Annotated in this window: 14 protein-coding genes and 1 tRNA gene; 8 read left to right on the top strand and 7 right to left on the bottom strand. The window is 68.4% G+C overall.

Features of this window, described 5'->3' with window-relative positions:
• Window positions 1-47 precede the first annotated feature (47 nt).
• Complete coding sequence (locus ACTMTF_RS00400) at window positions 48-2,255, top strand: ATP-binding cassette domain-containing protein (protein WP_441108693.1); 2,208 nt, start codon at window positions 48-50, stop codon at window positions 2,253-2,255.
• Here the strand turns inward: ACTMTF_RS00400 and ACTMTF_RS00395 are convergent.
• Window positions 2,218-2,997: a putative hydro-lyase gene (locus ACTMTF_RS00395; protein WP_441108692.1), complete on the bottom strand. Its 780-nt coding sequence runs from the start codon at window positions 2,995-2,997 to the stop codon at window positions 2,218-2,220. The genes ACTMTF_RS00400 and ACTMTF_RS00395 overlap by 38 nt on opposite strands.
• A gap of 312 nt (window positions 2,998-3,309) precedes the next feature.
• Between ACTMTF_RS00395 and ACTMTF_RS00390 the strand changes: the two genes are divergently transcribed.
• Genes ACTMTF_RS00390 through ACTMTF_RS00380 form a run of 3 tightly spaced genes read left to right on the top strand, consistent with a single transcriptional unit; the run spans window position 3,310 to window position 6,433 of the window.
• Window positions 3,310-4,443: an AAA family ATPase gene (locus tag ACTMTF_RS00390; protein ID WP_441108691.1), complete on the top strand. Its 1,134-nt coding sequence runs from the start codon at window positions 3,310-3,312 to the stop codon at window positions 4,441-4,443.
• A complete protein-coding gene (locus ACTMTF_RS00385) occupies window positions 4,440-5,741 on the top strand; it encodes a vWA domain-containing protein (RefSeq protein WP_441108690.1) in 1,302 nt (433 codons plus the stop codon). Before ACTMTF_RS00390 ends, ACTMTF_RS00385 begins: the two co-directional genes overlap by 4 nt.
• Complete coding sequence (locus ACTMTF_RS00380) at window positions 5,738-6,433, top strand: hypothetical protein (RefSeq protein ID WP_441108689.1); 696 nt, start codon at window positions 5,738-5,740, stop codon at window positions 6,431-6,433. Before ACTMTF_RS00385 ends, ACTMTF_RS00380 begins: the two co-directional genes overlap by 4 nt.
• Window positions 6,434-6,493: 60 nt before the next feature.
• Here the strand turns inward: ACTMTF_RS00380 and ACTMTF_RS00375 are convergent, their stop codons facing one another.
• A complete protein-coding gene (locus tag ACTMTF_RS00375; protein ID WP_441108688.1) occupies window positions 6,494-6,730 on the bottom strand; it encodes a hypothetical protein in 237 nt (78 codons plus the stop codon).
• Window positions 6,730-6,954 (bottom strand): DUF6158 family protein, encoded by a 225-nt coding sequence (locus tag ACTMTF_RS00370; RefSeq protein WP_441108687.1) that lies wholly within the window; start codon window positions 6,952-6,954, stop codon window positions 6,730-6,732. Before ACTMTF_RS00370 ends, ACTMTF_RS00375 begins: the two co-directional genes overlap by 1 nt.
• Window positions 6,955-7,049: 95 nt before the next feature.
• Here ACTMTF_RS00370 and ACTMTF_RS00365 point away from each other — a divergent pair, with 95 nt between their 5' ends.
• Window positions 7,050-7,982: a LysR family transcriptional regulator gene (locus tag ACTMTF_RS00365; RefSeq protein ID WP_441108686.1), complete on the top strand. Its 933-nt coding sequence runs from the start codon at window positions 7,050-7,052 to the stop codon at window positions 7,980-7,982.
• An 83-nt stretch (window positions 7,983-8,065) separates the two neighbouring features.
• On the top strand, window positions 8,066-9,514 hold the full coding sequence (locus ACTMTF_RS00360; RefSeq protein WP_441108685.1) for a S1 family peptidase: 1,449 nt from the start codon (window positions 8,066-8,068) through the stop codon (window positions 9,512-9,514).
• 41 nt (window positions 9,515-9,555) lie between these two features.
• Here the strand turns inward: ACTMTF_RS00360 and ACTMTF_RS00355 are convergent, their stop codons facing one another.
• The gene (locus ACTMTF_RS00355; protein ID WP_397001484.1) at window positions 9,556-10,083 is read right to left on the bottom strand and encodes a histidine phosphatase family protein; all 528 of its coding nucleotides are present in this window, start codon (window positions 10,081-10,083) and stop codon (window positions 9,556-9,558) included.
• A 293-nt stretch (window positions 10,084-10,376) separates the two neighbouring features.
• Between ACTMTF_RS00355 and ACTMTF_RS00350 the strand changes: the two genes are divergently transcribed.
• Window positions 10,377-10,450: transfer RNA gene (locus ACTMTF_RS00350), tRNA-Ile, on the top strand.
• 461 nt (window positions 10,451-10,911) lie between these two features.
• On the opposite strand, the gene ACTMTF_RS00345 is transcribed toward ACTMTF_RS00350, so the two are convergent.
• Together ACTMTF_RS00345 and ACTMTF_RS00340 are read right to left on the bottom strand one after the other, a co-directional pair.
• Window positions 10,912-12,489, bottom strand: a complete 1,578-nt coding sequence (locus tag ACTMTF_RS00345) for a site-specific integrase (RefSeq protein ID WP_441108684.1) — start codon at window positions 12,487-12,489, stop codon at window positions 10,912-10,914.
• A gap of 1,498 nt (window positions 12,490-13,987) precedes the next feature.
• Window positions 13,988-14,785, bottom strand: coding sequence for a hypothetical protein (locus ACTMTF_RS00340; RefSeq protein ID WP_441108683.1), 798 nt, complete (start codon window positions 14,783-14,785; stop codon window positions 13,988-13,990).
• A gap of 182 nt (window positions 14,786-14,967) precedes the next feature.
• Between ACTMTF_RS00340 and ACTMTF_RS00335 the strand changes: the two genes are divergently transcribed.
• Entirely contained in the window at window positions 14,968-16,374 is a 1,407-nt protein-coding gene (locus tag ACTMTF_RS00335; RefSeq protein ID WP_441108682.1) for an IS1380 family transposase, read from the top strand.
• A 709-nt stretch (window positions 16,375-17,083) separates the two neighbouring features.
• On the opposite strand, the gene ACTMTF_RS00330 is transcribed toward ACTMTF_RS00335, so the two are convergent.
• Complete coding sequence (locus ACTMTF_RS00330; RefSeq protein WP_441108681.1) at window positions 17,084-24,064, bottom strand: RHS repeat-associated core domain-containing protein; 6,981 nt, start codon at window positions 24,062-24,064, stop codon at window positions 17,084-17,086.
• Window positions 24,065-24,461: the final 397 nt, after the last annotated feature.

The following is a 24,461-nucleotide window of genomic DNA, read 5'->3' as shown; positions in this document are numbered from 1 at the left end:
TTCTGTAGCTTAAGCTATAGGTAGTAGCCATAGCTATGGAGGAGAACATGTCCCAGGACATCGTGCTCACCGGCATGCGGCAGAACAATCTCCGCGACGTCTCCCTGCGCCTGCCCAAGGAGCGGCTCACGGTCTTCACCGGCGTGTCCGGCTCCGGCAAGTCGTCGATCGTGTTCGGCACGATCGCGGCGGAGTCACAGCGTCAGCTCAACGAGACGTTCAGCGCCTTCATCCGCAACCGGCTGCCCAAGCATGAGCGGCCACGCGCCACACGCCTGGCCAACCTGACGACCGCCGTGGTGGTCGACCAGAAGCCTGTGGGCGGCAACGCCCGCTCGACGGTCGGCACCATGACCGAGATCCATCCGATCCTGCGCGTCCTGTTCTCGCGCCGGGGCGAGCCGTCGGCCGGCCCGGCGACGGCCTACTCCTTCAACGACCCGCAGGGCATGTGCCCGGACTGCGACGGCCTGGGCAGGAAGGTGGAGGTCGACGTCGGCAAGCTGATCGACTTCGACCTGTCGCTCGACGAGGGGGCCGTCCGGCTGTTCGCCGTGGGCGGCTACGCCTGGCAGCTGTACGCCGGATCAGGCCTGTTCGACCCGGCCAAGCCGCTGCGCGACTACAGCGAGGCGGAGCTGGAGCTGCTGCTGCACGGCGGCGGGTTCAAGGTCGACAGGGGCGATTACGAGGGCGTGATCACCCGCTTCAACCGGATCCACCTGCACCGCGACCTCGACACGCTGGACGAGGCCGCGCGGCGGGTGGTGACCGAGCGCACCTGCGGCGCCTGCGGCGGCAGGCGGCTCAACGCGGCGGCGCTCGCCTCGCGCATCGGCGGGCGCAACCTGGCCGACCTGTGCGCGATGGAGGTCACCGACCTGATCGGGGTGCTCGAAGCACTGGCCGACCCGGTGGCGGAGGCGGCGATCGAGTCGCTGCGCAGGATCGACGCGATCGGCCTCGGCTACCTCAGCCTGGACCGCGAGACGCCCACGCTGTCGGGCGGCGAGGCCCAGCGCCTCAAGACCGTGCGCCACCTGGGCAGCAGCCTCACCGGGTTGACGTACATCTTCGACGAGCCCAGCGTCGGTCTGCACCCGCGGGACGTGCACCGGCTCGGCGACCTGCTGCTGGAGCTGCGTGACAAGGGCAACACGGTGCTCGTCGTCGAGCACGACCGCGACGTGATCGCGCTCGCCGACCACGTGGTCGACCTGGGGCCGGGCGCGGGGGCCGAGGGCGGACGCGTGGTGTTCGAGGGCACCTTCGCCGAGCTGACCGAGAGCGCCACGCCGACGGGCCGGATGCTCAGACGGACAACCGGGTTCAAGCGAAGCCCGCGCGAGCCGTCGGGCAGGCTGACGATCTCCGAAGCCGACCGGCACAACCTCAAGAACGTGACGGTCGAGGTGCCTCTCGGCGTGCTCACGGCGGTCACCGGGGTGGCGGGCTCGGGCAAGAGCACGCTGATGACCCGCGAGCTGGTCGCCCGGCATCCCGGCACGATCCTCATCGACCAGTCGGCCATCGCCGCCTCCACCCGCTCGACCCCGGCGACCTACCTGGGCGCGCTGGACCCGCTGCGCAGGCTGTTCGCCCGCTCGTGCGGGGTGCCGGCCAAGGTGTTCAGCTTCAACTCGGCGGGAGCCTGCCCGGAGTGCAAGGGGCGTGGGGAGATCAAGACGGATCTGGCGTTCATGGATCCGGTGACCCGCACCTGTGACGCCTGCGGCGGCAGCCGCTACAGCACGGAGGCGCTCTCCCACACGGTCGCGGGGCGGACGATCGCGGACGTGCTCGCCATGACGGCCGACGAGGCCGTGCGCGTGTACGACCTGCCGGGGCTGGCCAGGCTCGGCGAGCTCGGGCTCGGCCACCTGACCCTGGGCCGCTCGCTCAGCACGCTGTCGGGCGGGGAGAGGCAGCGGCTCAAGCTGGCGCACCGGCTGCACGAGACCGGCCATGTGTACGTGTTCGACGAGCCGACCACCGGACTGCACATGGCCGACGTCGACCGGCTGCTGGCGCTCCTCGACCGGCTGGTGGACGAGGGCAACACGGTCGTCGTCGTGGAGCACGACCTGGACGTGGTCAAGCACGCCGACTGGGTGATCGACCTGGGCCCGGAGGCGGGGCAGCACGGCGGGCGGGTGATCTTCGAAGGCACCCCGGCCGAGCTGGCGAACGCCTCCACGCATACGGGGAAATATCTCGCTATGTCACTCGATAGTCGTCGTCACGGGCGTCGATGATCGCCATGTGGCCGGGCAGGTGGCCGATCGCGAAGTCGACCCCGCTGGCCATGATCGCCGCCTGCGGCGTCACCCCGCACGCCCAGAACACCGGCACCTCGCCCGCCCGTACCTCCACCGCGTCACCGAAGTCCGGCCGCGCCAGATCGCCGATCCCCAGCTCGGCCGGGTCGCCCACGTGCACCGGCGCCCCGTGCACCATCGGATAGCGGCCGCTCACCTCGACCGCGGTGGCCACCAGCGGCTCCGGCACCGGCCGCATCGACACGACCAGCGGCCCTGACAGCGGCCCCGACGGCTCGCACGGCACGCCGGTGACGTACATCGGCACGTTCGAGCCCTGCTCCAGATGCCGCACCGGCACCCCCTCGGCCAGCAGCGCCTGCTCGAAGGTGAAGCTGCAGCCGATGAGGAACGGCACCAGGTCCTCGCGCCACTCCTCCACCACCTCGCTCCGGTCCGCCACCGGCCGCCCGTCACGGTAGACGCGGTAGCCGGGCAGGTCCGTACGCAGGTCGCCGGGGAACAGCCGGGTCCGGTACGCGCCCGCCTCGCCGACGTCGAGCAGCGGGCACGCCTGGGCGTTGCGGTGCGCGAACAGCAGCAGTTCGTACGCCAGCGCCTTCGGCACCGCGATCAGGTTGGCCTGCGTCCATCCCCTGCACCAGCCCGCGGTGGGGCGCCGCTCGCCGCCTCGGAAGCGCTCCCGCGCCTGGGCGGGGGTCAGATCTGCGACATCCACCCCTTGACAGTACTTTTCGAAATTTGCCGACACCACATCATGAAGGGCCCGGCACCACATCATCGTGGTGCCGGGCCCTGTCCGCCGGATCCGTGAGGTCACCCGGCGGCATCAGTGAGCGGCCTGGTCAGTCGCAGGCCTTGGGCGTGGTGCCGCCGCCCTTGTCGGCGCGGCCGATCCCGGCCGACCAGGCAGCCGGGATCGCGCGTCTGCGTCCACGTCCACACTGGCGGATCTCGCCGGTTTGACAACACCACCAGCGTCAACTTACGTTGACCTAAGTCAATCAAAGTTGACGCAAGGAGGTTCTTCATGGACGCGTTATCGACAGCTGTGGCGGCCAACCTGCCGGTGATCCTCTGGGGGGCGCCGGGCACCGGCAAGACCTCCGCCGTGCTGGCCATGGGCAGACGGCTCGGGCTGCCCGTCGAGGTGGTCGTCGGCTCGATCAGGGAGCCCAGCGACTTCGCCGGCCTGCCGATGCTGCGCGACGGCCGCACCTGGTTCGCCCCACCCCGCTGGGCGGAACGCCTCGCCACCTCCGGCCACGGCATCCTCTTCCTGGACGAACTGACCACGGCCCCACCCGCCGTCCAGGCCGCGATGCTCCGGGTCGTGCTCGAACGAACCGTCGGCGACCTCACCCTGCCCGACCAGGTGCGCATCGTCGCCGCCGCCAACCCACCGGAACAGGCGGCCGACGGCTGGGACCTGTCGGCGCCGCTCGCCAACCGCCTGATCCACCTGGACTGGCAGATCACCGCCACCTCCGTGGCCGAGGGCTTCACCACCGGCTTCGACCCACCCGACACGACCGATCTTCCCGAACCCCACGGAACCGGACCTTCTGGCAGGTGGGCCTCCGGACGGCCGTACCCGGTCGGCGCGGCCGGGTGGGAGGCCGACGCGGGGGCGGTGGGGCGGGCCAAGGCGTTGGTGGGGGCGTTCCTGCGGGTACGGCCCGAACTGGTCCTCGCCGTACCCGATGGGCCGGCGCGCGCGTGGCCCAGCCCCCGCACCTGGGAGCTCGCGGCGACGGCGCTGGCCTGCACGAGTGATACGGGAACCGCGGCGCGGCGGGTGCGGGCCGAGCTGGTGGTGGGGGCGGTGGGTGAGGCCGCCGGGTACGAGTTGCTCTCCTGGGTCCGCGACCTGGACCTGCCCGATCCGGAGACGCTCCTGACCGACCCGGCCGCGCCGCTCCCGGAGCGGATCGACCGGATGCACGCGGTGCTGGGTTCGGTGGTCGCGTACGTCGCGGCGGACGGCGGGGCGGAGCCGTGGCAGCGGGCCTGGACCCTGATCGGACGGGTTTCCCAGCGAGCCCCGGACGTGGCCGCCGGCGCCGCCCGATCGCTCGCCGCCTGCCGCCCGCCCGGCGCCGTGCTGCCCGTGACGGTGCTGGAGCTGGCCGCGATCCTGCGCATGGCGGGACTGATGGCATGACCGCCCCCGACGAACTCACCGAAAGATTCGCCGCCGCCAGACTCTGGGCGGCGAGCCGGGCGCCGTACCTCGCCTCGGCCCTGTTCGCCCTCAACCCGCTGGTCCATGACCCGGGACCTCCCGGCGGGCTCCGCGGCCTGCCGGCAGACGCGCACTGGAACGTCCACCTCGACCCCGCCACCGTGCTCGGCACGCCGGTGCCCGAGCTGGGCTGGTGGCTGATCCACCAGGTGGGCCACCTCCTGAGAGCCCACCACACCCGCGCCCCCACCCACCCCCCAGCCGGCGAACCCGCGACCAGCGAGACGACGAAGAACAGGACAGCGACCGGCGGGACGACCGACCACGAACCGGTGGACGGCGGGCAGGGACAGGGGTCGGCTTGGGCGCGGGCCGCTGATGCGGAGATCAACGACGATCTCGGCGACCTCGGGCCCGAGCCCGCCGACGCCGTGACCCCGGACACGCTCGGGCTGCCTCCAGGTCTCCTGGCCGAGCGCTACCTGGAGTTGCTGGACCTCATCGATGTCCCCGACCACCTCGCACCCTGCGGCCGGGCGCCCTTCACCGGGCCGGGCGCGATGACCGCGCTGGAACGAGAGCTGCTGGCCCGCGCCGTGGCGGCCGAGATCGAGGCCAGGGGCAACGTGCCGGGCGGCTGGCGGCGCTGGGCCGAGCACACCTTGCGTCCAGAGGTCGACTGGCGAGCCCGGCTCGGGGCCCTGGTCAGGAGGGCGCTTGCCCAGGCGGCGGGCCGGGTGGACCACAGCTATCGCCGCCCGTCGAGACGGGCCACCGCGGTGCCGGAGATCGTCCTGCCCGCCCTGGTGAGGCCGGTGCCCCGGATCGCGGTCGTGGTCGACACCTCCGGCAGTGTCTCCCACGCCGCCCTCGGCCGGGCCCTGGCCGAGCTCGGCGGCGTCCTGCGAGCGGCCGGGCACCGCCGGCTGGACGTGATCTGCTGCGACACGCAGGCGTACCCGGTGCAGCGGGTGACAGCGGCCTCCCAGGTGCGGCTGATCGGCGCAGGCGGCACCGACCTACGCCCTGGCCTCGCCGCCGCCACCGGCGAAGCACCGTCCCTCCGCTCCAGGACCGCCACCCCACCTACCAGCACCGGACCGTCCACCCGCGACAGGACCACCGGCCCAGGGGCTGACCTGGTGATCGTGCTGACCGACGGCCACACGCCCTGGCCTGAACGGCGGCCGCGGTGTCCGGTCGTGGTCTGTCTGTTCGGCGAAGGGGCGAGCGTCCCGTCCTGGGCGAGTGTCGTACGCGTCCGGAGGGCGGCATGACGGATGCGGCGTGGGGCGGCTTCACCCAGGGGGAGGCGCGGCGGTGGCGGCGGGCCGGGTTCGCGGCGGGTGAGGCGGGCGCCTGGCGGGAAGCGGGGGTGACGGAGCCCGCCGACGCCCGGTTGTGGGGAACCGCCGGGGCCACCCCCGGCTCCGTCGTCGCCTGGCAGCGGGCCGGGATGACGCCCCGGGACGCCGTACGCTGGCATGAGCTCGGGGTCGCGCCGCACGACGCGGCGCGCAGGCATCTGGCGGGCGAGCGGCCGCACCGGGTTCCGTGGCTGGCGCGGCTGTCCGTACCGGAGCCTGAGCTGGATCCGGGACGGAGTGAGGCGCTGCGGCGGCTGCTGCGTGCGGGGGTGCCCGCCGACGTGGCGCGCGCGTACGCCGACGCCGGGTGGGACGGCGGCGAGGCGGAGCCGTGGGCGCGGCGGCGGGTGGACCAGGGGGACGCGCGGGTGTTCAGGGCGCTCGGGTTCGCGGCGGCGGAGGCGGCGCGAACCGGAGCGCCGGCGGTGGAGGTGATGGCCGCGTGGTGGGGCGCCGTCCCCTTGGAGGAGGTGGCGGACTGGTGCGCGGCGGGGTTCGCGCCGGAAGAGGCCGCCGCGCAGCGGGCCGGTGGCGTGTCCGGCTCGCAGGCGGCCGTCCTCCGCGCGTTGTCGGCGCTCGACCCCGGAACCGGGCCGCCCTGAGGGCCGGCGCCATGAAGGGGTCTCGTCAGCGCTCGACGCCGAACCGCAGACCCTGCGGAGTCAGCGCTCGACCCCGAAGGTGTGCGGGCCCAGGCCGTAGCCCTGTTCCGCCGCCATCACATACCCCTGGCCGACCAGGGTCTGGAGGCTCTGCCGCACCTCGTCCTCGGTCAGGCCCGTAGCCCGGACGAGGGCGCTGAAACCGGCCCATCCGTACTCGCCCGACTCCCCCGCGACCGCCTCGTACACGTGGATGTCGACGTCGGACAGGGCCTGGACGTCGTGGAGTGGGTCCATCAGCGCGCCCTCGCCCCCTCCCGCAGCCGGTTCGGGTCGACCTCCCGGTCGGGGTTGCGGCGCAGGTATTCACTCTCCAGTTCGTTCGTCCGGGACGTGTGGGTGGCCAGTGCGTCGTCGGAACCGTGCAGGAAAGTATCGGTACGGGTCACGTGGAGGTGCCGCAGCTCGCGGATCAGATCTTCGTCGCTGAGCTGGGCCGGATCAATTCCCATCGTGGTCATGGGTGCCCCCTACCCCGAAGGCAGTCAACAATATCTGTCACATTTCCTGACATATAGGCATTGTCGGGGAGATTAACCCGCTTTACCTTCCCGTTATGGACCTCGAGCTACGGCACCTCAGAATCGTCCGCGCGGTCGCGGACGCCGGAAGCGTCAGCAAGGCCGCTTCCCTGTGCGGGTTAGCGCAGCCAGCTCTGACCTCCCAGCTCAAGCGCATCGAGAGAATGCTCGGCGGCGCCCTGTTCGAGCGGGACCGCCACGGCGCCCGGCCCACCCGCCTCGGCGAGCTGGTGCTCGCCAGGGCCCGCGTGCTGCTGCCCGCGGCCAAAGAGCTTCAGGAGGAGGCGGTACGGTTCGCGAACGCCCCCTCACCCGGCTACCGGATCGGCGCGACGAACGGGCCGATCCTCGGCGGCCTGGTGGACCGGCTCGCCGCCGAGCGCAGCGTGAGCACGTACACGAGCTGGTCGTCGCACGAGCTCACGACCATGGTGGAGCTCGGCCGCCTCGACTACGTGCTGACCGGCGCGTGCGGCGACAGCGGCACCCCCCTGGGAACGCTTCTGTGGGAGACGATCAGTCTCGATCCCGTCTTCGTCCTGCTGGCCGCCCATCATCCGCTGGCCGTGGAGAAGGAGGTCGAGCTGGCGGACCTCGCCGGTGAGCACTGGGCGCTGACGCCGGGGGACGGCTGCTTCAACGACTGCTTCGCCATGGCGTGCGCGCGGGCCGGGTTCACGCCCGGCACGATCTACGAGATCGACGTGGCGACCTGCATCCACCTCGCCCAGGTGGGCCGGGCGGTGGTGCTCTGCCAGGCCACCCACCAGCCCGGCCCCGGCCTGGTCGTGGTGCCGCTGAAGAACTCGCCGCTACGCTGGCGGCAGCTCCTCGGCCGGCATCCGGCCGCGCTGGACGCCGCGTGGGTGCTCGTGCAGGCCAAACAGACTCACATGGAGGCCGTACGGCGCAATCCCGTCTACCACGACTGGCTGGCCCGGAACGCGGGTTTCGGCACCACGCCATAACACGGCGATAGGGGCAAGTTGGTACTCCTCGCCCGCTGGTCCTGCCGTTACCTTGACGGCACCCCCAGCACGAAGGAGACATCATGCTCCGAACCCCTGCCATGATCGCGATCGCGATCGGCGCGTTAGTCGTGACGGCCACCCCAGCCGTCGCCGCCAAGCCTCCGACCGGCGTGGTCGACGCCATCCAGCGCGACCTCGGCATCAGTGAGAAGCAGGCGCTCACCCGCCTGGCCAACGAGGCCCGCGGCAACCAGGCCGCACCGGGCCTGCGCAAGAAGCTCGGCGACAGCTACGCCGGCACCTGGTACGAAGGCCCGGAGAGCGCGCTCGTCGTGGCCACCACGAACGCCGCCGACAGCGCCGCGATCACCCGCGAGGGCGCCCGGGCCCGCGTGGTGCCGAGGACGCTGGCGCAGCTCACCGCCGTCAAGGAGAGCCTGGACAAGGCGGCGCCCCCCGCCACGGTGCACAGCTGGTCCGTCTCGGTCGCCGACAACACCGTGACCGTGACCGCCTCCGACCTCGACGCGGCCAGGACGTGGCTCGCCGAAGCGGGCGTGGACGCCGGCTCGGTCAAGCTCGAACAGTCCGCCGAACGCCCGAAGCTCTTCTACGACATCCGCGGCGGCGACGCCTACTACATCCCGGCGGCCGGTTCCCGCTGCTCGATCGGCTTCGCGGCCAGGCGGGGCAGCCAGGTCGGCTACACCACGGCAGGCCACTGCGGCCGCAACGGCCAGGCCACCGAGGGCTACAACCGCGTCGCCCAGGGCACCTTCGAGATCTCCTCGTTCCCGGGCAACGACTACGCCTGGGTGGCGACGAACTCCGACTGGACCGCACCCGGCGTGGTGAACGGCTACTCCGCCGGTATCCTGCCCGTGCGCGGGGCGACCGTCACCCAGCCCGGCGGCTCGGTCTGCCGATCCGGCTCGACCACCCAGTGGCACTGCGGCACGGTGTCGGCGCTGAACACGACCGTCAACTACGCCGAAGGCACGGTCTCCGGCCTCACCCGCACCAACGTGTGCGCCGAGGGCGGCGACTCCGGCGGCTCGTTCATCTCCGGCGACCAGGCCCAGGGCATGACCTCCGGCGGCAGCGGCAACTGCAGCATCGGCGGGACCACGTACTTCCAGCCCATCGGAGAGATCATCTCGGCGGGCGGCCTGACGCTGGTCACCAGCGGTGGCGGCGGCGACCCCGACCCGCCCACCGGCTGCGCGGCCTACGAGGACACCCGTACCGGCTCGCTCTCCTCCGGCCAGAGCACCTACCAGCCGGACGGCTCCTACTACCAGTCGACGACCTCCGGCACCCACGCCGGCTGCCTGGACGCGCCGGACAGCACGGACTTCGACCTCTACCTGCAGAAGTGGAACGGCTCCTCCTGGACCATCGTGGCCAGGGGCGACAGCCCGAACGCGGATGAAACGGTCAGCTACAGCGGCACGGCCGGCTACTACCGCTACCGGGTGCACGCCTACAGCGGCTCCGGGCCGTACACGATGGGCCTGAACCGCCCGTGACCACCTGAACCGAGAGCCGGGGAGCATGGCCTCCCCGGCTCTCACGCCAGGTGGTACTCCCAGCCCGGCTGCCAGTCGAACGGGGCGTCGACCAGCTCCTCCAGCGGAATCCCGCCGAACAGGTTCCGCAACGCGAACAGGTTCGCCGAGTGCGCGATGACCAGCACGGTACGGCCCTGCCACAGCTTGGCGACGTCCTCCAGGAAGGCGGCGGTCTCGCCCACCACATGCCGGTAGCTCTGCCCGCCCGGCCACGGTGTGTCGATGTGCCTGCGCCGCAGCGCGTGAACCTCGCTCACCGGCCGGCCGTTGTAGATGCCGTAGTCACACTCCCGCAGCCGCGCGTCGAGCCTGATCTCACCCGCCGCACCGAACGCGATCCGCGCGGTCTGTACGGCGCGTCGCAGGTCAGAGGAGTAGACCACGTCCACACCGCGCCGCCGCTCCCCCAGCTCGGCGGCCTGCTCCCGCCCGGCCGCGGACAGCTCGCCGGGCAGCCATCCGGTGGCGATGCCCGTCTCGTTGTCCACGGTGGTGGCATGCGTCTCGTAGATCAGCTTCACCGGCATGCCCCGACGGTACCGATCCGCCGGGGCGGCCGATCTCAAATTCCCATATTTCATGACCCGTACGATTCGCACCCTTCCCCCAGCATCAGGTCCCCCGGAAACACCCGCGAATGCGATCGCCACGGACTCCATTAACCGTGTCCGGCATGGAATGATGTGCGAGGCAGCCACGAACCGGCGGCCGTGGCCCACCAGCCCGGACCCACGACCGGCCCTCATGCTCTAGCCTTGTCCCTGCGCGGGGCGTCGCATGATCCGTTCGTGTCCCGCCACACGCCGTACAACTGAATCCAGGGGCGGTAGCTCAGCCGGTCAGAGCATCGGACTCATAATCCGTGGGTCGTGGGTTCAAGTCCCACCCGCCCTACTCACCAATACCGCGTTCTACCTGGGGTTTCTCGGTTCTTGTGGGCCTTCGATCTCGTTGTTGATCATGGCTGGTTGCTCGGTGGTTGCTCTTGTGTGCGGACCGTGTACAGCGGTAGATCGTTTAGGCGCCCACCGTCAACTCAGACCTCAAAGACGACCATCAGAAGATCAAGCAGAACGCCCGCACGGCCTCGCCCGTAAGCGATGACTCCAGGTGGTCAAGCCTCGCCCAAACCGGCTTGTCTTGCCAGCCAGGTCACTCATCTTGATAACCAGGCCATCGGTGACCAGCAGACAAAAGATCCGCTGCTTCTCGTAGCGCTCCTCGCGGCCCGATTCCAATGCATGCTAGAGATCGATCGGCTGCGCCACCTGTGCGACAGCCCCTGAGGACAAAGAGGCAGGCCCGCCGGAGAATCGGCGGGCCTGCCTGGGTTCGGTGGTTCAGGTAGTGGTCTCTCAGGTTTGGTTCGGCAGAGTGATCAGCCGAGCCGTCTGAGCGCTGGTCGCTGCGGTGTTGACGAGGGCGGCGGTGGATTCCGCGGCGGCGCGGGCCACCTCCGGGTAGACGCTGGTGTAGGTGTCGCGGGTGAAGGTGGACGAAACGTGGCCGAGGGTTTCCTGCACCACCTTCAGATCGACCCCGGCGGCGAGCATCAGCGAGGCGGCTCCGTGGCGCAGGTCATGCAACCGCACCGGCGGCAGCCCCACCTGGAAGGCCAGCTGGTAGAACTGGTCGCTGACCTGCTGCGGATGCAGCGGCCGGCCGATCTCGTCGATGAAGACGAACCCACTGTCCGTCCAGGCCTCGCCCGCGGCCAGCCGCTCGGCGGCCTGGCGCTTGCGGTGCGCACGTAGCGCGCTGACGGTGTCGGCATCCAGCGCGATGGTGCGGTCGCTGGCCTCGGTCTTCGGTCTGCCCTGCACCGGCTCCCAGCCCAGCTGAGTGATCTGCCAGTGCACCCCGGCCGTCCCGGCGGTCAAGTCGACGTCCTTCCAGCGCAGCCCGACCGCCTCCCCCCGGCGCAGCCCGCGCAGGGCGATCAGCCGATAGAGCGCGAATAGCCGGTGGGTGGCCGCCTGGGCGAGGAAGGTGAAGGTATGGGAAGGCGTCCAGACCATCACCGGCGACGGACGCGGCACGGACGCGTACACGTTGATCATGCTGGCGCGGCTGAGCCGGGCCCCGCGCCGCCGCTCCTCGACGTCGAGCCGGTGCTGCAGTTCGCAGTTCCAGTCGGCGACTCGTTCGTCGGTCCACACCAGCGCCTTGGGACGTTCGGCGTCGGGGAGTTCGACGACCGCGGCAGGGTTGAAGTCGATCAGGCGGTCCTGCTTGATCGCGATGTTCAGCGCGTGGCGAAGGGTGGCGCGGATGCGATGCATGGTGGCCGGGCCGACCGGCCGCCGGTAGCGCACCTTGGCTCGCTCTTCGGGATCGCCGCTGGCGCGGGCGGTGGTGATGACGTCGTTGAACTCCTCGATCGCATCGAACATGCCTCCGACATCCGACACCCGCAGTCGGTCCAGCCGGACGTCGCCCAGATACGGGACGAAGTACAGGCGGATATGGGCCTCGTAGGAGCGGCGGGTGGTGGCGTCGATCTTCCGCTTACGTCGCAGGAACTCTTGCATCCATTCGGCGACCGTGACGGTGGGATTGAGGTCCTGGCGAGTGCGGACCTTGCGCCGCACCTCCTCCACCGGCGGCAGCGCCTTGCTGTCCTTGAGCGTGGACAGCATCAGCTCGGTGATCTTCCGCTGGACGTGCGGGTCCTCATCCAGCGCCAGCAGCGCGCGGGCGTGCTCCAGCTCCGCCTCGACCTCCTCCAAGGCGGCGAAGCCCCGGCGGCGCAGCGGGTTACGCCGCCGCCCGTCCGCGTGCGCGGGCAACTCCAGCTGGTAGGCCCACCGGCCATGGGTGCTGCTCCACCGCTCCCCGCCGCCCGGACGGCGCAGCTTCGGACAGGCCTTGCCCAGTTTCTTCCCGGTCGCCTCGTCCCGGCAGGAACACGTCTTGAAGGTGGTTCCGTTCATCGTCGCTGTCGCGCCTTTCCCTTGTTCGCTGGCCTCGCGTCGCCGCTTGCTCGGCGTCGCGTTTCCTGCGGCGCTCCCCCATCGCCGTGCCCCCGCCGGGCCCCGTCGTCGCGGTATGGCAGGGGCAGGACGCCACCGGAGGCATCGGCGTACCCGGCCCATTACCGCGCGGGTCGCTGTCCGGCGGCCCGGAGTGGGGATGCCGTGCCCCGGGCCGGAGGGCGGCCCCGGTCGGCCCGTACAGGCCCGTCAGGGGGCCGCAGCGAGGACGTTCGGGGCCACCGGATGGCCCGGGGCGGTCGGTATCGACGCCCACCTTCACCGCCCATGTCAAGCGATATCCGCTGGTCACATTGCCCCGGCCGAGCCTGGGCGTGCTGGGCTTGTCTGGTTCGGCGGACGCCTCACTCAGAGGGCCACGCCCTGATCACGTGACGGCGAGCTCCGCCAGCATGGACGGCACAGCATCGAGATTCGGCGAAGTGGCTGAGCCGTACAGTCACCATCGGATCCCCCAATCCGGTGGGCGAACTCATCCCCGTCACTTATCTAAATACCGGCAAGAAAGGCCGAGTTCGGACAGCGCGATAGGTCAGCCTTTGGTCAAACCAGTATCGGCACCTGCACCAAGTAGCCCGAGCAACCAAAAGCGGCACGCGGCTTCGAATCCATGACATTCACAGACAAATCGCCGACAGCATTTCATGAACGAACGTCCGGATTCGATGCATTTGCGTCGGCACTTCTGAACCCCGTGCGACAGAACACGGCACGCTTTGGCATGCGACAACAAAGCTACGGACTTTTAATCCGTAGGTTCCGGGTTCGAGCCCCGGGCGCCCTACCACCCCATACCCTGTCTGACCTGCACTTTCTTGATTCTCGACCCTCTTCTGCGAGGCGAAGACGGCCGAGTTCATGCTCGTCACATGCTCTTCGGCACGCGTCCGGCACATCAGCGGGCCGGTAGCGTGGGCGAATTGTGCCGGTTTGCGCTGTCGGGTATCGGCCGCCTCAGACTGGACCGTAAAATCAGACCCCAATGACACCCAGCAGAAGGGCCTGATGGAAGGGTTAGTGAGCGGGACACGCCCCGCGTGACCGTAGACCCGTCCAAGCACCGGCCAAGCCGCTCTCGGCCGAGTTCACATGCCTTCACAGAGGCTGCGGGTCAAAGGAGGCAGGGCTCATCTGCAGGCCGGGAGTCGGTAAGGTAAGCAAAAGCCCGTTCCAACCAGTCATCGCCGAGCAGGTCCTACTGATCCCTCGCTCAGGTAGCCGCTGGCGGCCTGTTCCGGCAGCAATCGGGGCAACGCCACACCACGGCCGAGCCGGCGGGCGTAAATGGCCGCATGTAGCACGGCCCGGGCCTCGGCGTTTGCCTTCTAATAGCGCTCGATCAGGGCCGGGCCGCCGAGCGGCCCCGCGATCGCTCGGGATCGCTCGGCCTGGGGTTGATGATTCACTCGCGCAGCGCATCGACACGCTGCTGAAGCGGCTACACCGGCTCGCGATAGGTAAAGAGACCGGTGACGGAGGTTCGTAAGTTGCTGGAGAAGTTTATGACTGCACCACTGTCCAACGGGGCAGCGCGAATCATGCTGCCTGCATAGCCGTCTTCGGAGATGTATACGCCCCATGTGGCCAGGACTTCTTCGAGGTCTCCGGTGTCAGGGTCAACGATGGGCTCGGGGGTAGGGATGACACGGCGTTGGACGATGAACGGACCGCCAACGCTGCGGCGCAGACGCGTAATCCACTCTTGCCTGTCGGTTTCCCATCCAGCGATAACGCCGATTCCCGAGTAGCCGGCGCCCGGTTTGAGGATGAGGTCGTTCTGATGTTCTTGGCAGAAGTCCAGGAGGTTGACGGTTTCACCATTGAATTCGGTCCTGGAATCATGCAGGGTGCGTGTCCACGGGAGTAGCCCATCGATCAAATGTTTCTCCGCTCGGGAAAAGCCAGCGCGGTACTTCGGCTCGGTCAGTAGAGCCAAGGCCGCCTTGTCGGTAAACAAGTAGCTCTCGAGCGGCGTGTAGAGGACAACGCCGCCTTGTTCCTGGGTTCGGCAGATCAGCTCGTAAGCTGCTTGTCCGGCCGAGTCTTCGATAATTTGCTCATCGCTGAAATAGCGAAGAATGAGGTCTACTGGTGTCCCATTGAGGAGCAGCCGATCGCCCTTTGGTACCAGCTGGCCAAGTTCGCCGAGCACGAGGTGAACTCCGCATCGCGTCATGGATTCCTGAAGCGAATTGAACAACTCCTGATTGACAGCAAGCCATCCGTCAGCCTCCATCACCGCGATGACGGGCTCCCGTTCTCCCGCTACCGTTGCAGCTGCCCGGCGGAGCGCCTTAGCCTGGATCCACGGAGCCGAATCTGACGTGATCGTCGAGAAATGAAATGAGGTGCCCTCCGAGCTGGGAGGATGGGAGTTCTCTACGCTTCCAGCCACCGCAGTCAAAGGACACCTCGTAAGTGCGATTCTCCCACGCCGCGAGCAAGACTCATGCGATCTTCGACGACGAGCACGTGATCGCCTACAGCGGGCTGGCGCACGCGATGCAGCTGGTCGAGCGCTGCGACCTGGCCGGGCTGGTCGGCGAGCACGTCACCATCGCGGCCGCGGACGGGGCCAATCCGGCGGCAAAGGTCTGCTCGATCGTGGCCGGGATGATGTGCGGCGCCGACAGCATCGACGACCTTGGCCTGCTACGGCACGGCGAGATGCACAAGCTCTTCGACGGCATCCGGGCGCCGTCCACGCTGGGCTCGTTCCTGCGCGCGTTCACCTGGGGTAACGTCCGCCAACTCGACAAGAGCGCCCGGCTGCTGCTGGCGGCGCTGGCCGCGCACACGCCGCTGCTGCCAGGCAAGGACGTGCTGGCCTTCCTCGACATCGACTCCATGCAGCGCCGTACCTACGGCTACGCCAAGCAGGGCAGCGGCTTCGGCCACACCAAGATCCAGGGCAAGAGTGTGCTGGTCCGGGGGCTGAATGTGCTGATGGCGACGCTGTCCACACCGTTGGCCGCCCCCCTCGTGTGCGGCAGCCGCCTTCGCGGCGGCACCGCGAGCTCAGCGCGTGGGGCAGCCTCGTTCCTGCGCGAGCAGATCCCCGCCGCCCGCGCGGCAGGCGTGAGCGGCACCCTGATGATGCGCGGCGACTCGGCGTTCTATGGCGCCGACGTGGTGGCTGCCTGCCGCGACCACGACGCCCGCTTCTCGGTCACCGCCAAGCTGGATCCCAAGGTCAAGGCCGCCATCGCCACCATCGCCCCCCGCGCGTGGACACCGATCAAGTACCCGAAAGCGATCTTCGATGAGCAGGCCGGCGGCTGGGTCTCCGACGCCGAGATCGCCGAGGTGCCCTACACCGCCTTCACCAGCAAGAAAGGCAAAGCCGTCACCGCCCGCCTGATCGTGCGCCGAGTCCGGCGACTCAACGACAACGCCGGGCGCGGCCAGGACGAGCTGTTCCCTGCCTGGCGCTACTATCCGATCTTCACCGACAACCCCTACACGCTGGTCCAGGCCGAGGAACAGCATCGTGATCACGCGGTGCAGGAACAGGTCAACGCGGACTTGATCGACGGCCCGCTCGCGCGACTGCCCTCAGGCGTCTTCGCCGCGAACGCCGCGTGGCTGACCTTGGCGGCGATGACGCACAATCTGCTGCGCGCCACCGGCTGCCTGGCCGGCGCCTTCCATGCCAAGGCGCGCGGTGCAACGGTGCGCCGTCACCTCATCGCCGTCCCTGCCCGCGTCTCCCGGCACGGCCGCGACCACCTCACCCTGCACCTGCCCAAGCGCTGGCGCTGGCAGAGCGCCTGGACGAATGCCTTCATCGCCACCCACGACCCACCGCCCGCCCGAACGGCCTGACCCGCCACGAAATCCCTGGTCACCACACCAACCGACGACCCGACAGTCACCCCGGCGCCTCCCGAGCGCCCACCCAGCCACCGACCCGCACCACCGGACAGCCCGTGACCCGAGCACGGCGGGCCTCCCACGTCCGAAAACAGGCCCTCTACCTGCAGCCTCACTCCTCGTCGAGGAATTGAACCGAGAAATGATCACAGGAATCACGCCGTGGATCCAGGCCTTAGAAAGCGTTCACCCCTACGACCCCAAAGGGGTTACGTCTACGAGGACATAGGCGGCCGTCTCTGCCGAATTTCTTTTTTCAATCTCCATCCCAGCGCCAAAATTTTTGAGGTCTTCAATGGGCGCGATTGTCACTCTCGTAAACCCCCATTTGGCCGACTCCATCTCAATGTGATTCAAGTATCTATTCGATACGACCCAGCCTCGCGCCTGCAGGAGACTGCTCACCTTGGCTGCCGCCCCCTCGAACGAAGAAGCACCGACATCCATTATCAGGATATTTATAATTTGGATGGTATTATCATATATCGGGTCGACCGTATCCCGTTCTACGACAGTACCAATACTGGCTACCTCCCGAAGGGCAGCCGGGTCGACTTCGATTGTTTCGGGCGACAGTAGCCCGCGACAGCCCGTTAGTATAGTCAGAGCTGCAAATAAAGCTAGCGCAAAATGTAGCAATTTAGACATAGGATCTCTAAACCTAGTTGTTGTAATACTCGTAACCGGCATCGCGCGCCCATCCGTGCATTGCCCTGTATCGTCGAACTGCTTCATCGCCATCTTTGGTACCGGGACCCTGGGGGCCGGCACCGGCGGAAATCCATCGAACGAACTTGGTGGTATTCCAAGCTCTGTCACTTGCATTTTCCGCAACTCCCGCGCACCCGCAGTATGCGACACCAACCTCTGCCCAGGTAAGTGACCGGCTTGAATGGGGATGGGTTGGTATACTTATTGTATCCTTGAGGTATCTCATGTACATTGCTGCCACCTCAATGGATGTCTCGGGATTCAGCAGTAGGCCGGTAGCGTATATTGTGCCAATAGTTGCTGCCATCTTCGGGTTTTTTGTCTTCTTTTTCCAGTGCTCCCACGCCCTTATCACTTTGTAGGGCTCGAGCTGCGCGAGGCCATACGACCCGTCTCCCTTCGCTATAGCAAAACGGATCGCAGTGTCTGTATACTTCATCACCCCGTAACGACGGGCCTCCGGATCCTGATATTCATAAATGAGAACAGCAGTCAGCATATATTTATTCACGCCGAACTTCTTGGCCGCCTTTTCGATGACCTCACGATGTTCGAGAAGGCCTTTATATGCCTCATAATGAGACGGGCCAGAGGCCCCTGCGGATCCTCCAGAGGGGGGTACGATGCCAAGCAGCTCCTCCTCAGTGATCGACGGATTGATGAAGTTCTGAAATGTGGCATACATCGTAAAACCCTTGCGCTCTTCGGCAGTCATGTCCCAGAATCCGGGCGGTGCCGTCATGCCGTTGGGCATCGTGCCGGTACGCTCCGACTCCTCGTCATCGCCCCATGCCCACTGCACGCTCGGCAGGTAGACGTTGTCGTAGTAATAGTCAAAGTCGTCGTGGATAAGGTTTGGCAGGCCGTCGCCGACGTTCGAGTTGCCCCAGCTGTAGAGGGGGTTAGAAACCCTGAAGCAGCCGCCCCAGCTGCCGCAAATCCATCCGTCAGCCGGGTCCGTGTTTTCGGGCGTGTACTTCGATTCGCCCCAGTGGCCGGTGGGGTCGGTGTGGGTAAGGGGGGATGCGTTGGCGTAGGTGTAGCGGTTGGCCTGGACGGACGGGTTCGGGTCCAGGGTCATGGTGTCGCGGCTGGTGAAGGTGCTGGTGCCGGGTTGGTACCAGCGGGCGTGCATGTTGACTTTGCCGGTGTCGGGGTCGGTGTATTCGCCTTGGTAGCCGAGTGTGGTGGCGGTGCCGGTTTGTGCGGTGACCTTGCCGAACGGGTCGTAGGCAGTCGAGGTGGCGAGGGTGGTGGTGAAGGTGGCGATCAGGTCGCCGTGCAGGTCTGACATGGTGGCGACGGCGGCGCCTACGCCTTCTTGCTGGCCGAGCAGGCCGCCGAAGGCGTCGCGGCTGTAGCGGGCTTGGGTGGTGCCGCCGGCGCTGATGGTCGCGAGGTCATTGCCGAGCCCTGAGTAGGTGAAGGTCTGGTTGACGGCACCGCGGATGCGACTGGTGACGCGGTCGAGGGCGTCGTAGCTGTAGGTGCTGTCGCCGTCGGCGAGGAGCCGGTCGAAGGCGTCGAAGGTGTAGGAGGTGGTGGCGCCGTTCTTGGTCTGGGTGGCCAGGGTGCCGCGGGGGGTGTAGGTGTGGTCGGTGCCGTCGCCGGATGTCAGGCGGTTGCGTTCGTCGTAGGTGAAGGTCGCGTTTCCGGCTTTGGTGCGGTTGCCGGCGGCGTCCCATTCGTAGGCGGTGGTGGTGCCGCCGGGGGCGGTCCAGGAGGTGAGGCGTCCGGCGTGGTCGTAGCCGTAGGTGTTGGTGCCCGCACCTGCGGTGCCGGTGGTGGTCTTGGTGGTGAGGTTGTCGTCGTCGTCCCAGCCGTAGGTGACCTTGGCCAGTTGAGTGCCCGAGCCGTTTCTCAGAGTGTGGCTGGTGAGGCGGTTCATCGGGTCGTAGTCGAAGCTTTGGGTGCTGGCTTGGCCGCTGGTGGCGGTGATGGTCTTGAGGCGGCTGGCGGCGTCGTAGCCGTAGGTGAGGGTGCGGCCGGTGACCGGGTCGGTGGCAGTCTTCAGCCGGTTGGCGTTGTCCCAGGTGAACGCTGCGGTGCCGGCGGCGTCGACGCGCTGGGTGGGGTTGCCGAGCGCGTCGTAGCCGTAGGCGGTCTGCTGGGTGCCGCCCTTGGAGATCTGGGTGGGCTGGCCGCGGTCGTTGTAGGCGACGCTCAGATCCCCGGCGGCGGTGGTGCGTCCGGCCAGGTCGTAGCCGAAGGTGCGCTGCGCGGTGGTCGCGCCTCCTCCTGCGCCTTCCTCGCTGGTGAGGCGGCCCAGGTGGTCGAAGGTGCGGTCGATGCGCACCCCGCCCGGCAGTTCGGTGGCGACCTGGTTGCCGGCCACATCGTAGATCTGGGTCCAGGTGCGGTCGGCCAGGTTGGGGTGCGCGGTGGTGGCCGGTTCGGTCACCTTCTCGGGCAGGCCTAGGCTGTTGTAGGTGGTCCAGGTGGCGTGCCCGCGCCCGTCGGTGAGCCGGGTACGGGCACCGGTGGCGTCATAGCCGAAGCTCGTGGTGATCGACTCGCCGGCCGAGACCGGCTCGATCCGCGAGGTGAGCCGGCTGAGCGGGTCGAACGTCTGCTGGGTGGTGTGACCTTCGGGCGAGGTGGAGCTGGTCTGGTTCCCGGCCGCGTCGTAGCCGAACGCGTGGGTGCGCAGCACCGTGCCACCGCTGTTGAGGTCTTTGGCGGCGGTTTGCCGGCCGGCCAGGTCGTAGGTGGCGGTGGTCGCGTTGCCCAGCGGGTCGGTGGTCTTGACCAGGCGCCCGGCCAGGTCGTACTCCATCGTGGTCTCATTGATCAGCGGGTCGGTGCTTGCGGTGACCTCACCGGCCGCGTTCACCGCGAAGGTGGTGGTCTTGTTGCCGGGCGCGATCTGCTTGACCAGCCGACCGCCGTCGTCGTACTCCAGCTTGGTGGTGTGGGCGGCCGTCGTCGGCTGGCGCTCGATCTCGGTCGCGGTGATCTGCCGGCCCAGGTCGTCATAGGTCGCCTCGACGCGGGCTCCAGTCGGGTCGACACTGGCCCGGACCTCACCGGCCATGTCGTATTCGGTCACCCGGGTGCCGGCCGTCTGACCTGCTGGGGCCGGGTCGGTGACGCGGACCGGACGACCGAGCTGGTCATACTCCGACGTGCTGGTGTGGCCGCGCGGATCAGTGGTGGACAGCCGCAGCCCAGCCGCGTCGTAGGCGTGCTGGATGGCCGGGGTGACCGCGCTACCGCCGGGCGGCATGTACGCGGGTGCCGTGGCGCTGGTCAGCCGCCCCGCCTTATCGAAGACCGAGACATGCGTGCGCCCCTCGGCGTCACGCTGATGTGTCTTGTTGCCCGCGGCGTCGTAGCCGGTCAGCGAGGCCGGGCGGGCTTGACTGGCGGTGCCGTCCTTGTCGATCTGCACCTCAGGAGCCGTGGTCTCCACGAGCCGGTCCAGCGCGTCGTAGCGCAGCGTAGTGGTGAAATCAGCCGCGGTGGCGCCGTCGGTGTTGCCGCGCGGGTCGGTGATGGACGTGACCAAGCCCCGGTCGTCGTAGCCGATGCTGGAGATCACGTCCTGCGCACCATTCTCGATGGCCTCCCGGGTGACCTTGTTCAGCTTACTGTAGGCGTAGCTGATGGTCTCGGTGCGGCTGGTGCCGGCGGCCGTCCGGGTGGAGCGGGTGAGGTTGTCGTTCGCGTCATAGACGAACGCGGTCTTGCGGGCCAGCTCGCCGGGGTCCAGCGTCGTGGAGACCAGCCGGCTGGCCTCGTCGTAGTCGAACAGGGTGACGGTGCTGCCGCCGCCGGTCATCTGCTCCTCCAGATTGCCCGCCGGGTCGTACGTATCCGCCCGCATCACCACATCGCGCGGGGTAACGATGCCGTTGAGCTTGGCGTCGTCGGCAATCTGCTCCTTGAGCCGATTGTCCATCCAGTACACGACGCGGCTTTTGCGGCCCATCGCGTCCACGGTCGCGGTCAGCCGCCCGCCCGGGTCGTAAGCGCGTGATTCCAGCACCACGTCCTGCGCCGATTGCGGGTTGACCGGACTGCCGATCCAGCCCTTCAACGTCTTGGAGACGAGCTCGCCGCGTTCGCTGTAACCGAACTCGACGACCGTGCCGCGCGCGTCGGTGACCCGAGTCGGCCAGCCTCGCTCGTTCCACACCTGCTGGACCACACCGCCCTCGGGATCGGTGACCGTCTCCTGCCGGCCGCGGGCGTCGTAGGTGTAGGCGGTGACGCGGTCCGGCTCGCCGCCGGTCAGGTCCGCCAGCGTCTGGGTGAGGAGGTTGCCGTCGGCGTCGTAGGCCTGCCGCAGCTGAGCGGTATGCGTGACCTGGTTGAGCTCGTTCTCCACCCCGGGAGAGGTAGTGGAGGTCAACCGGCCGCGCCCGTCGTAGGCGAAGGTGGTCTGCGCGCCGTCGGGGACCGCGTCGGAGACGCGGGTGCTGGCGGTCAGCCGGCCGAGCACGTCGTAGTCCAGCCGGGTGACCAGCCCTTCGGGGTCGCTCTGCTCGGCCAGGTCACCGGCGGCGGTGTAGCGGTAGCTCCACGCGTTGCCGCGTGCGTCGGTTCTGGTCTCCACCAGCCCGGCCGGTGTGCTGCCGCCGCCGACCGCCGGCTCGCTGCCGTCGGTGTAGCCGGTGGTGACCGTACGCCCGGACGGGAAGTCCTGCGTGGCCGCACTCGTCTGCTCGGTCGGCTCGCCGAAGCTGTTGTAGTCGGTGGTGGAGGCGTAGGTGTTGTCGGTGTCGCCCGCCGAACGACCGTCCCGGTAGGCGATCACCCGGTCGTTGCGCGGATCGAACGGATCATCCTCATCCACGTGGTACGACCAGAACTCGATCGCGCACTCCCCCGGCGCCCGGCAGTACTGCCGGCCCAGCGTGTTACCGCGCTTGTCCTGATAGATCTCATTGGAGATGTTGTTGCGGTCGATGATCTTCTTCAAAAAGCCGGCCTGGTCGTACTCATGCCAGGTGGTGTGGCCGAGTTGGTCGCTCTCGCCCCGGATCCGGTAACCCCGCCAGGCGTCATACAGATAGACCAGCTCGTTGTCATCGGGGTCGATCACCGTCACCTCGGCCTCGCCCGACTGCTGCTCGGTGGCGATGTCACCGATCTGCCAGGTGCCGCCGTGCTGGTCGACGTGCGTGGCGATCCGGTCGGTCTTACTGTCGTAGGTGTTGGCCGCCCGCACCCGCCCGGACGGCAACGTGATCTGCGACAGCTGGTGCGTCGAGCCGGTCCGTGCGGCGTAGTGGCCCTGCACCTCGGCGGCGGTGAGTGGCTTGCCGTACAGCGCCACCTCATCCAACTGCCCCTGGAACGGGAACGCCTGAACGGTGGCGGGTACCGCCGGGGACTTGGCCGGGTCGGTGATGCCGTTACCGAGGGTGGCATACGTCCGCCACGCCGCGACCGTCCCGGTGATGGTGCCGACCTGCCCGCCGTCCAGGAACAGCGTCTGATCCTCACCCGCGACGGTCAGCGCCACATGATGCCACTGCCCGTCGTTCACCGTGTTGGCGGAGGTGATCGGCGTCATCACCGCATCCAGCGAGCCGCGCAGCTTGCCGTCGGTGCCCACATACAGCATCCCGCCCCGGGCCAGGCCGGCGCCGTTCTGCTCGGTACCGGCCGCCATGATCACACCGGACTGGGTGGTCTTGAACCACGCCTCCACCGACAGCTGATCGTCCAGATGCGGCACCGTGTTCGACGGCAGCTTGACGATCGACCCGGCCGCGAACGTGGCCGCGGTGTCCGTGGTCCCCGCCAGCGCGCCCTGCTGCGCCAACGTCACACCCTGATAGGTCAGCTCGCCCGCGCCGGTGCCCAGATCCGCCCCCGTCGTGCCCGAGGCCTCGCCGAGCCGCCAGTACCCGAACGGGTCGGAGTTGAGCACGCTGCTGCGATACAACGACCCACTGCCATAGGAGTAGGCGGTGCAGTTCGGCGCGGCCACCGGCGCACACACCTGCGCCAGCCGGCCCGCGTCATAGGTGTAGGTCCAGGTCAACGGCTGACCGTCGACCGCGTCGCTGGACACCGACGCCACCTGATCACCCTGCCAGGTGAACGTCACCGACCGGCCGCCCACCCCGCTCACCGTGGAAAGCTTGCCGCCGCTGCCATACGTCAGCTCCTGGCCCCGCCCCCGCTGATCGACGATCTCCGTCAGCCTGCCCTGCGCGTCGAAGCGGTAGTTGGTGGCCGCCTTGTCCATCAACCGCCACACCCCGCCGCTCTCCTCCGCCAGCGTCGCGTACATGCCCGGCGGCGGCTGAAAACTGCCGTCCCCGTTCGCCCGGAACCGCACCTGCCGCCCATCGGGGTAGGTCACCAGCGCCGACGTCGACGCCCCGCGCACCTCCTTGACCACCCGCATGTCCCAGCGCGTCGACCAGCCCGCACCGAACATCCCGTCGGTGCGCGGATCCAAACTGTTGTAGGTACGCGTCACCGACAGCGGCGGCCCCACCGTCGCCACCGTCAAGTCGGTGAACGTGGTGGTGAAGTTACCGGACTGCTGATCGAACTCATGCCCGTCGGCGCCCCGGCCTGCCAGCCAGGAGGTCACCGCCGGCTGCCGCACCCCGGTCGTGAACGTCAACAGCGGCGAGACCGTCGTCGAAAAGTCGGACGAGTCACGGATCGTGACCTGCCACCAGTACTGCTTGCCCCACGTCAGCTTCCCGGGCGGCACCGTCCACTTGTTGCGATTATTCGACAGGTACCCGGAGTTCGTACATCCGGTGCCGGACATCGCCTCGACGTCACACACCTTGAACGAGTACGACAACGGGGAGCTGCCGTTGTTGCTCTTCCCCCAGCCCCGCAACACCGGCGTCAGCGAATCGACCAGGTACCCCTGCTTGGGAAAGAAATCCACCAAACTCGGCACGGCCAGCACCGCCCGCTCACCGGCCTCCGCCCTGCGCACCCCCGCCGGCAAACCGCTGTCCTTGGCCGACGCCGTCGCCGAACCCTGACTCCGGTCCTCAGCCGGCACCGCCCCCGAAGGCGGCTGCACCTCCGACCGCCACCCACCAGCAGGCTCATCCGCCGCAGGCACCTTCGTAGCGGGCAGCAACGACGGCAAACCCGTCGCCGAACCAGCCATCTGACGGGGAATCACCGGCGAGGCCCACGCGTCGTTCTCCACGGCGACCACCGAGGCCGCAGAAGCCGGCAACGCCGGTAAGACCAGTAGGCCCGGAGCCATACCAGCAAGCGCGACAATCATTCCGGCCGAACGACGCCATGACGAAACCCGGCGCATGCGCCACCACACTCCGAACCACAACGGACGCCACACGACGCCAACGGTCTCTCCGCCACGGCGAAACACG

It is taken from the genome of Nonomuraea sp. ZG12, from assembly GCF_052068115.1.
Taxonomy (GTDB): Bacteria; Actinomycetota; Actinomycetes; order Streptosporangiales; family Streptosporangiaceae; genus Nonomuraea.
This window is presented reverse-complemented; position numbering and strand designations above follow the sequence as displayed.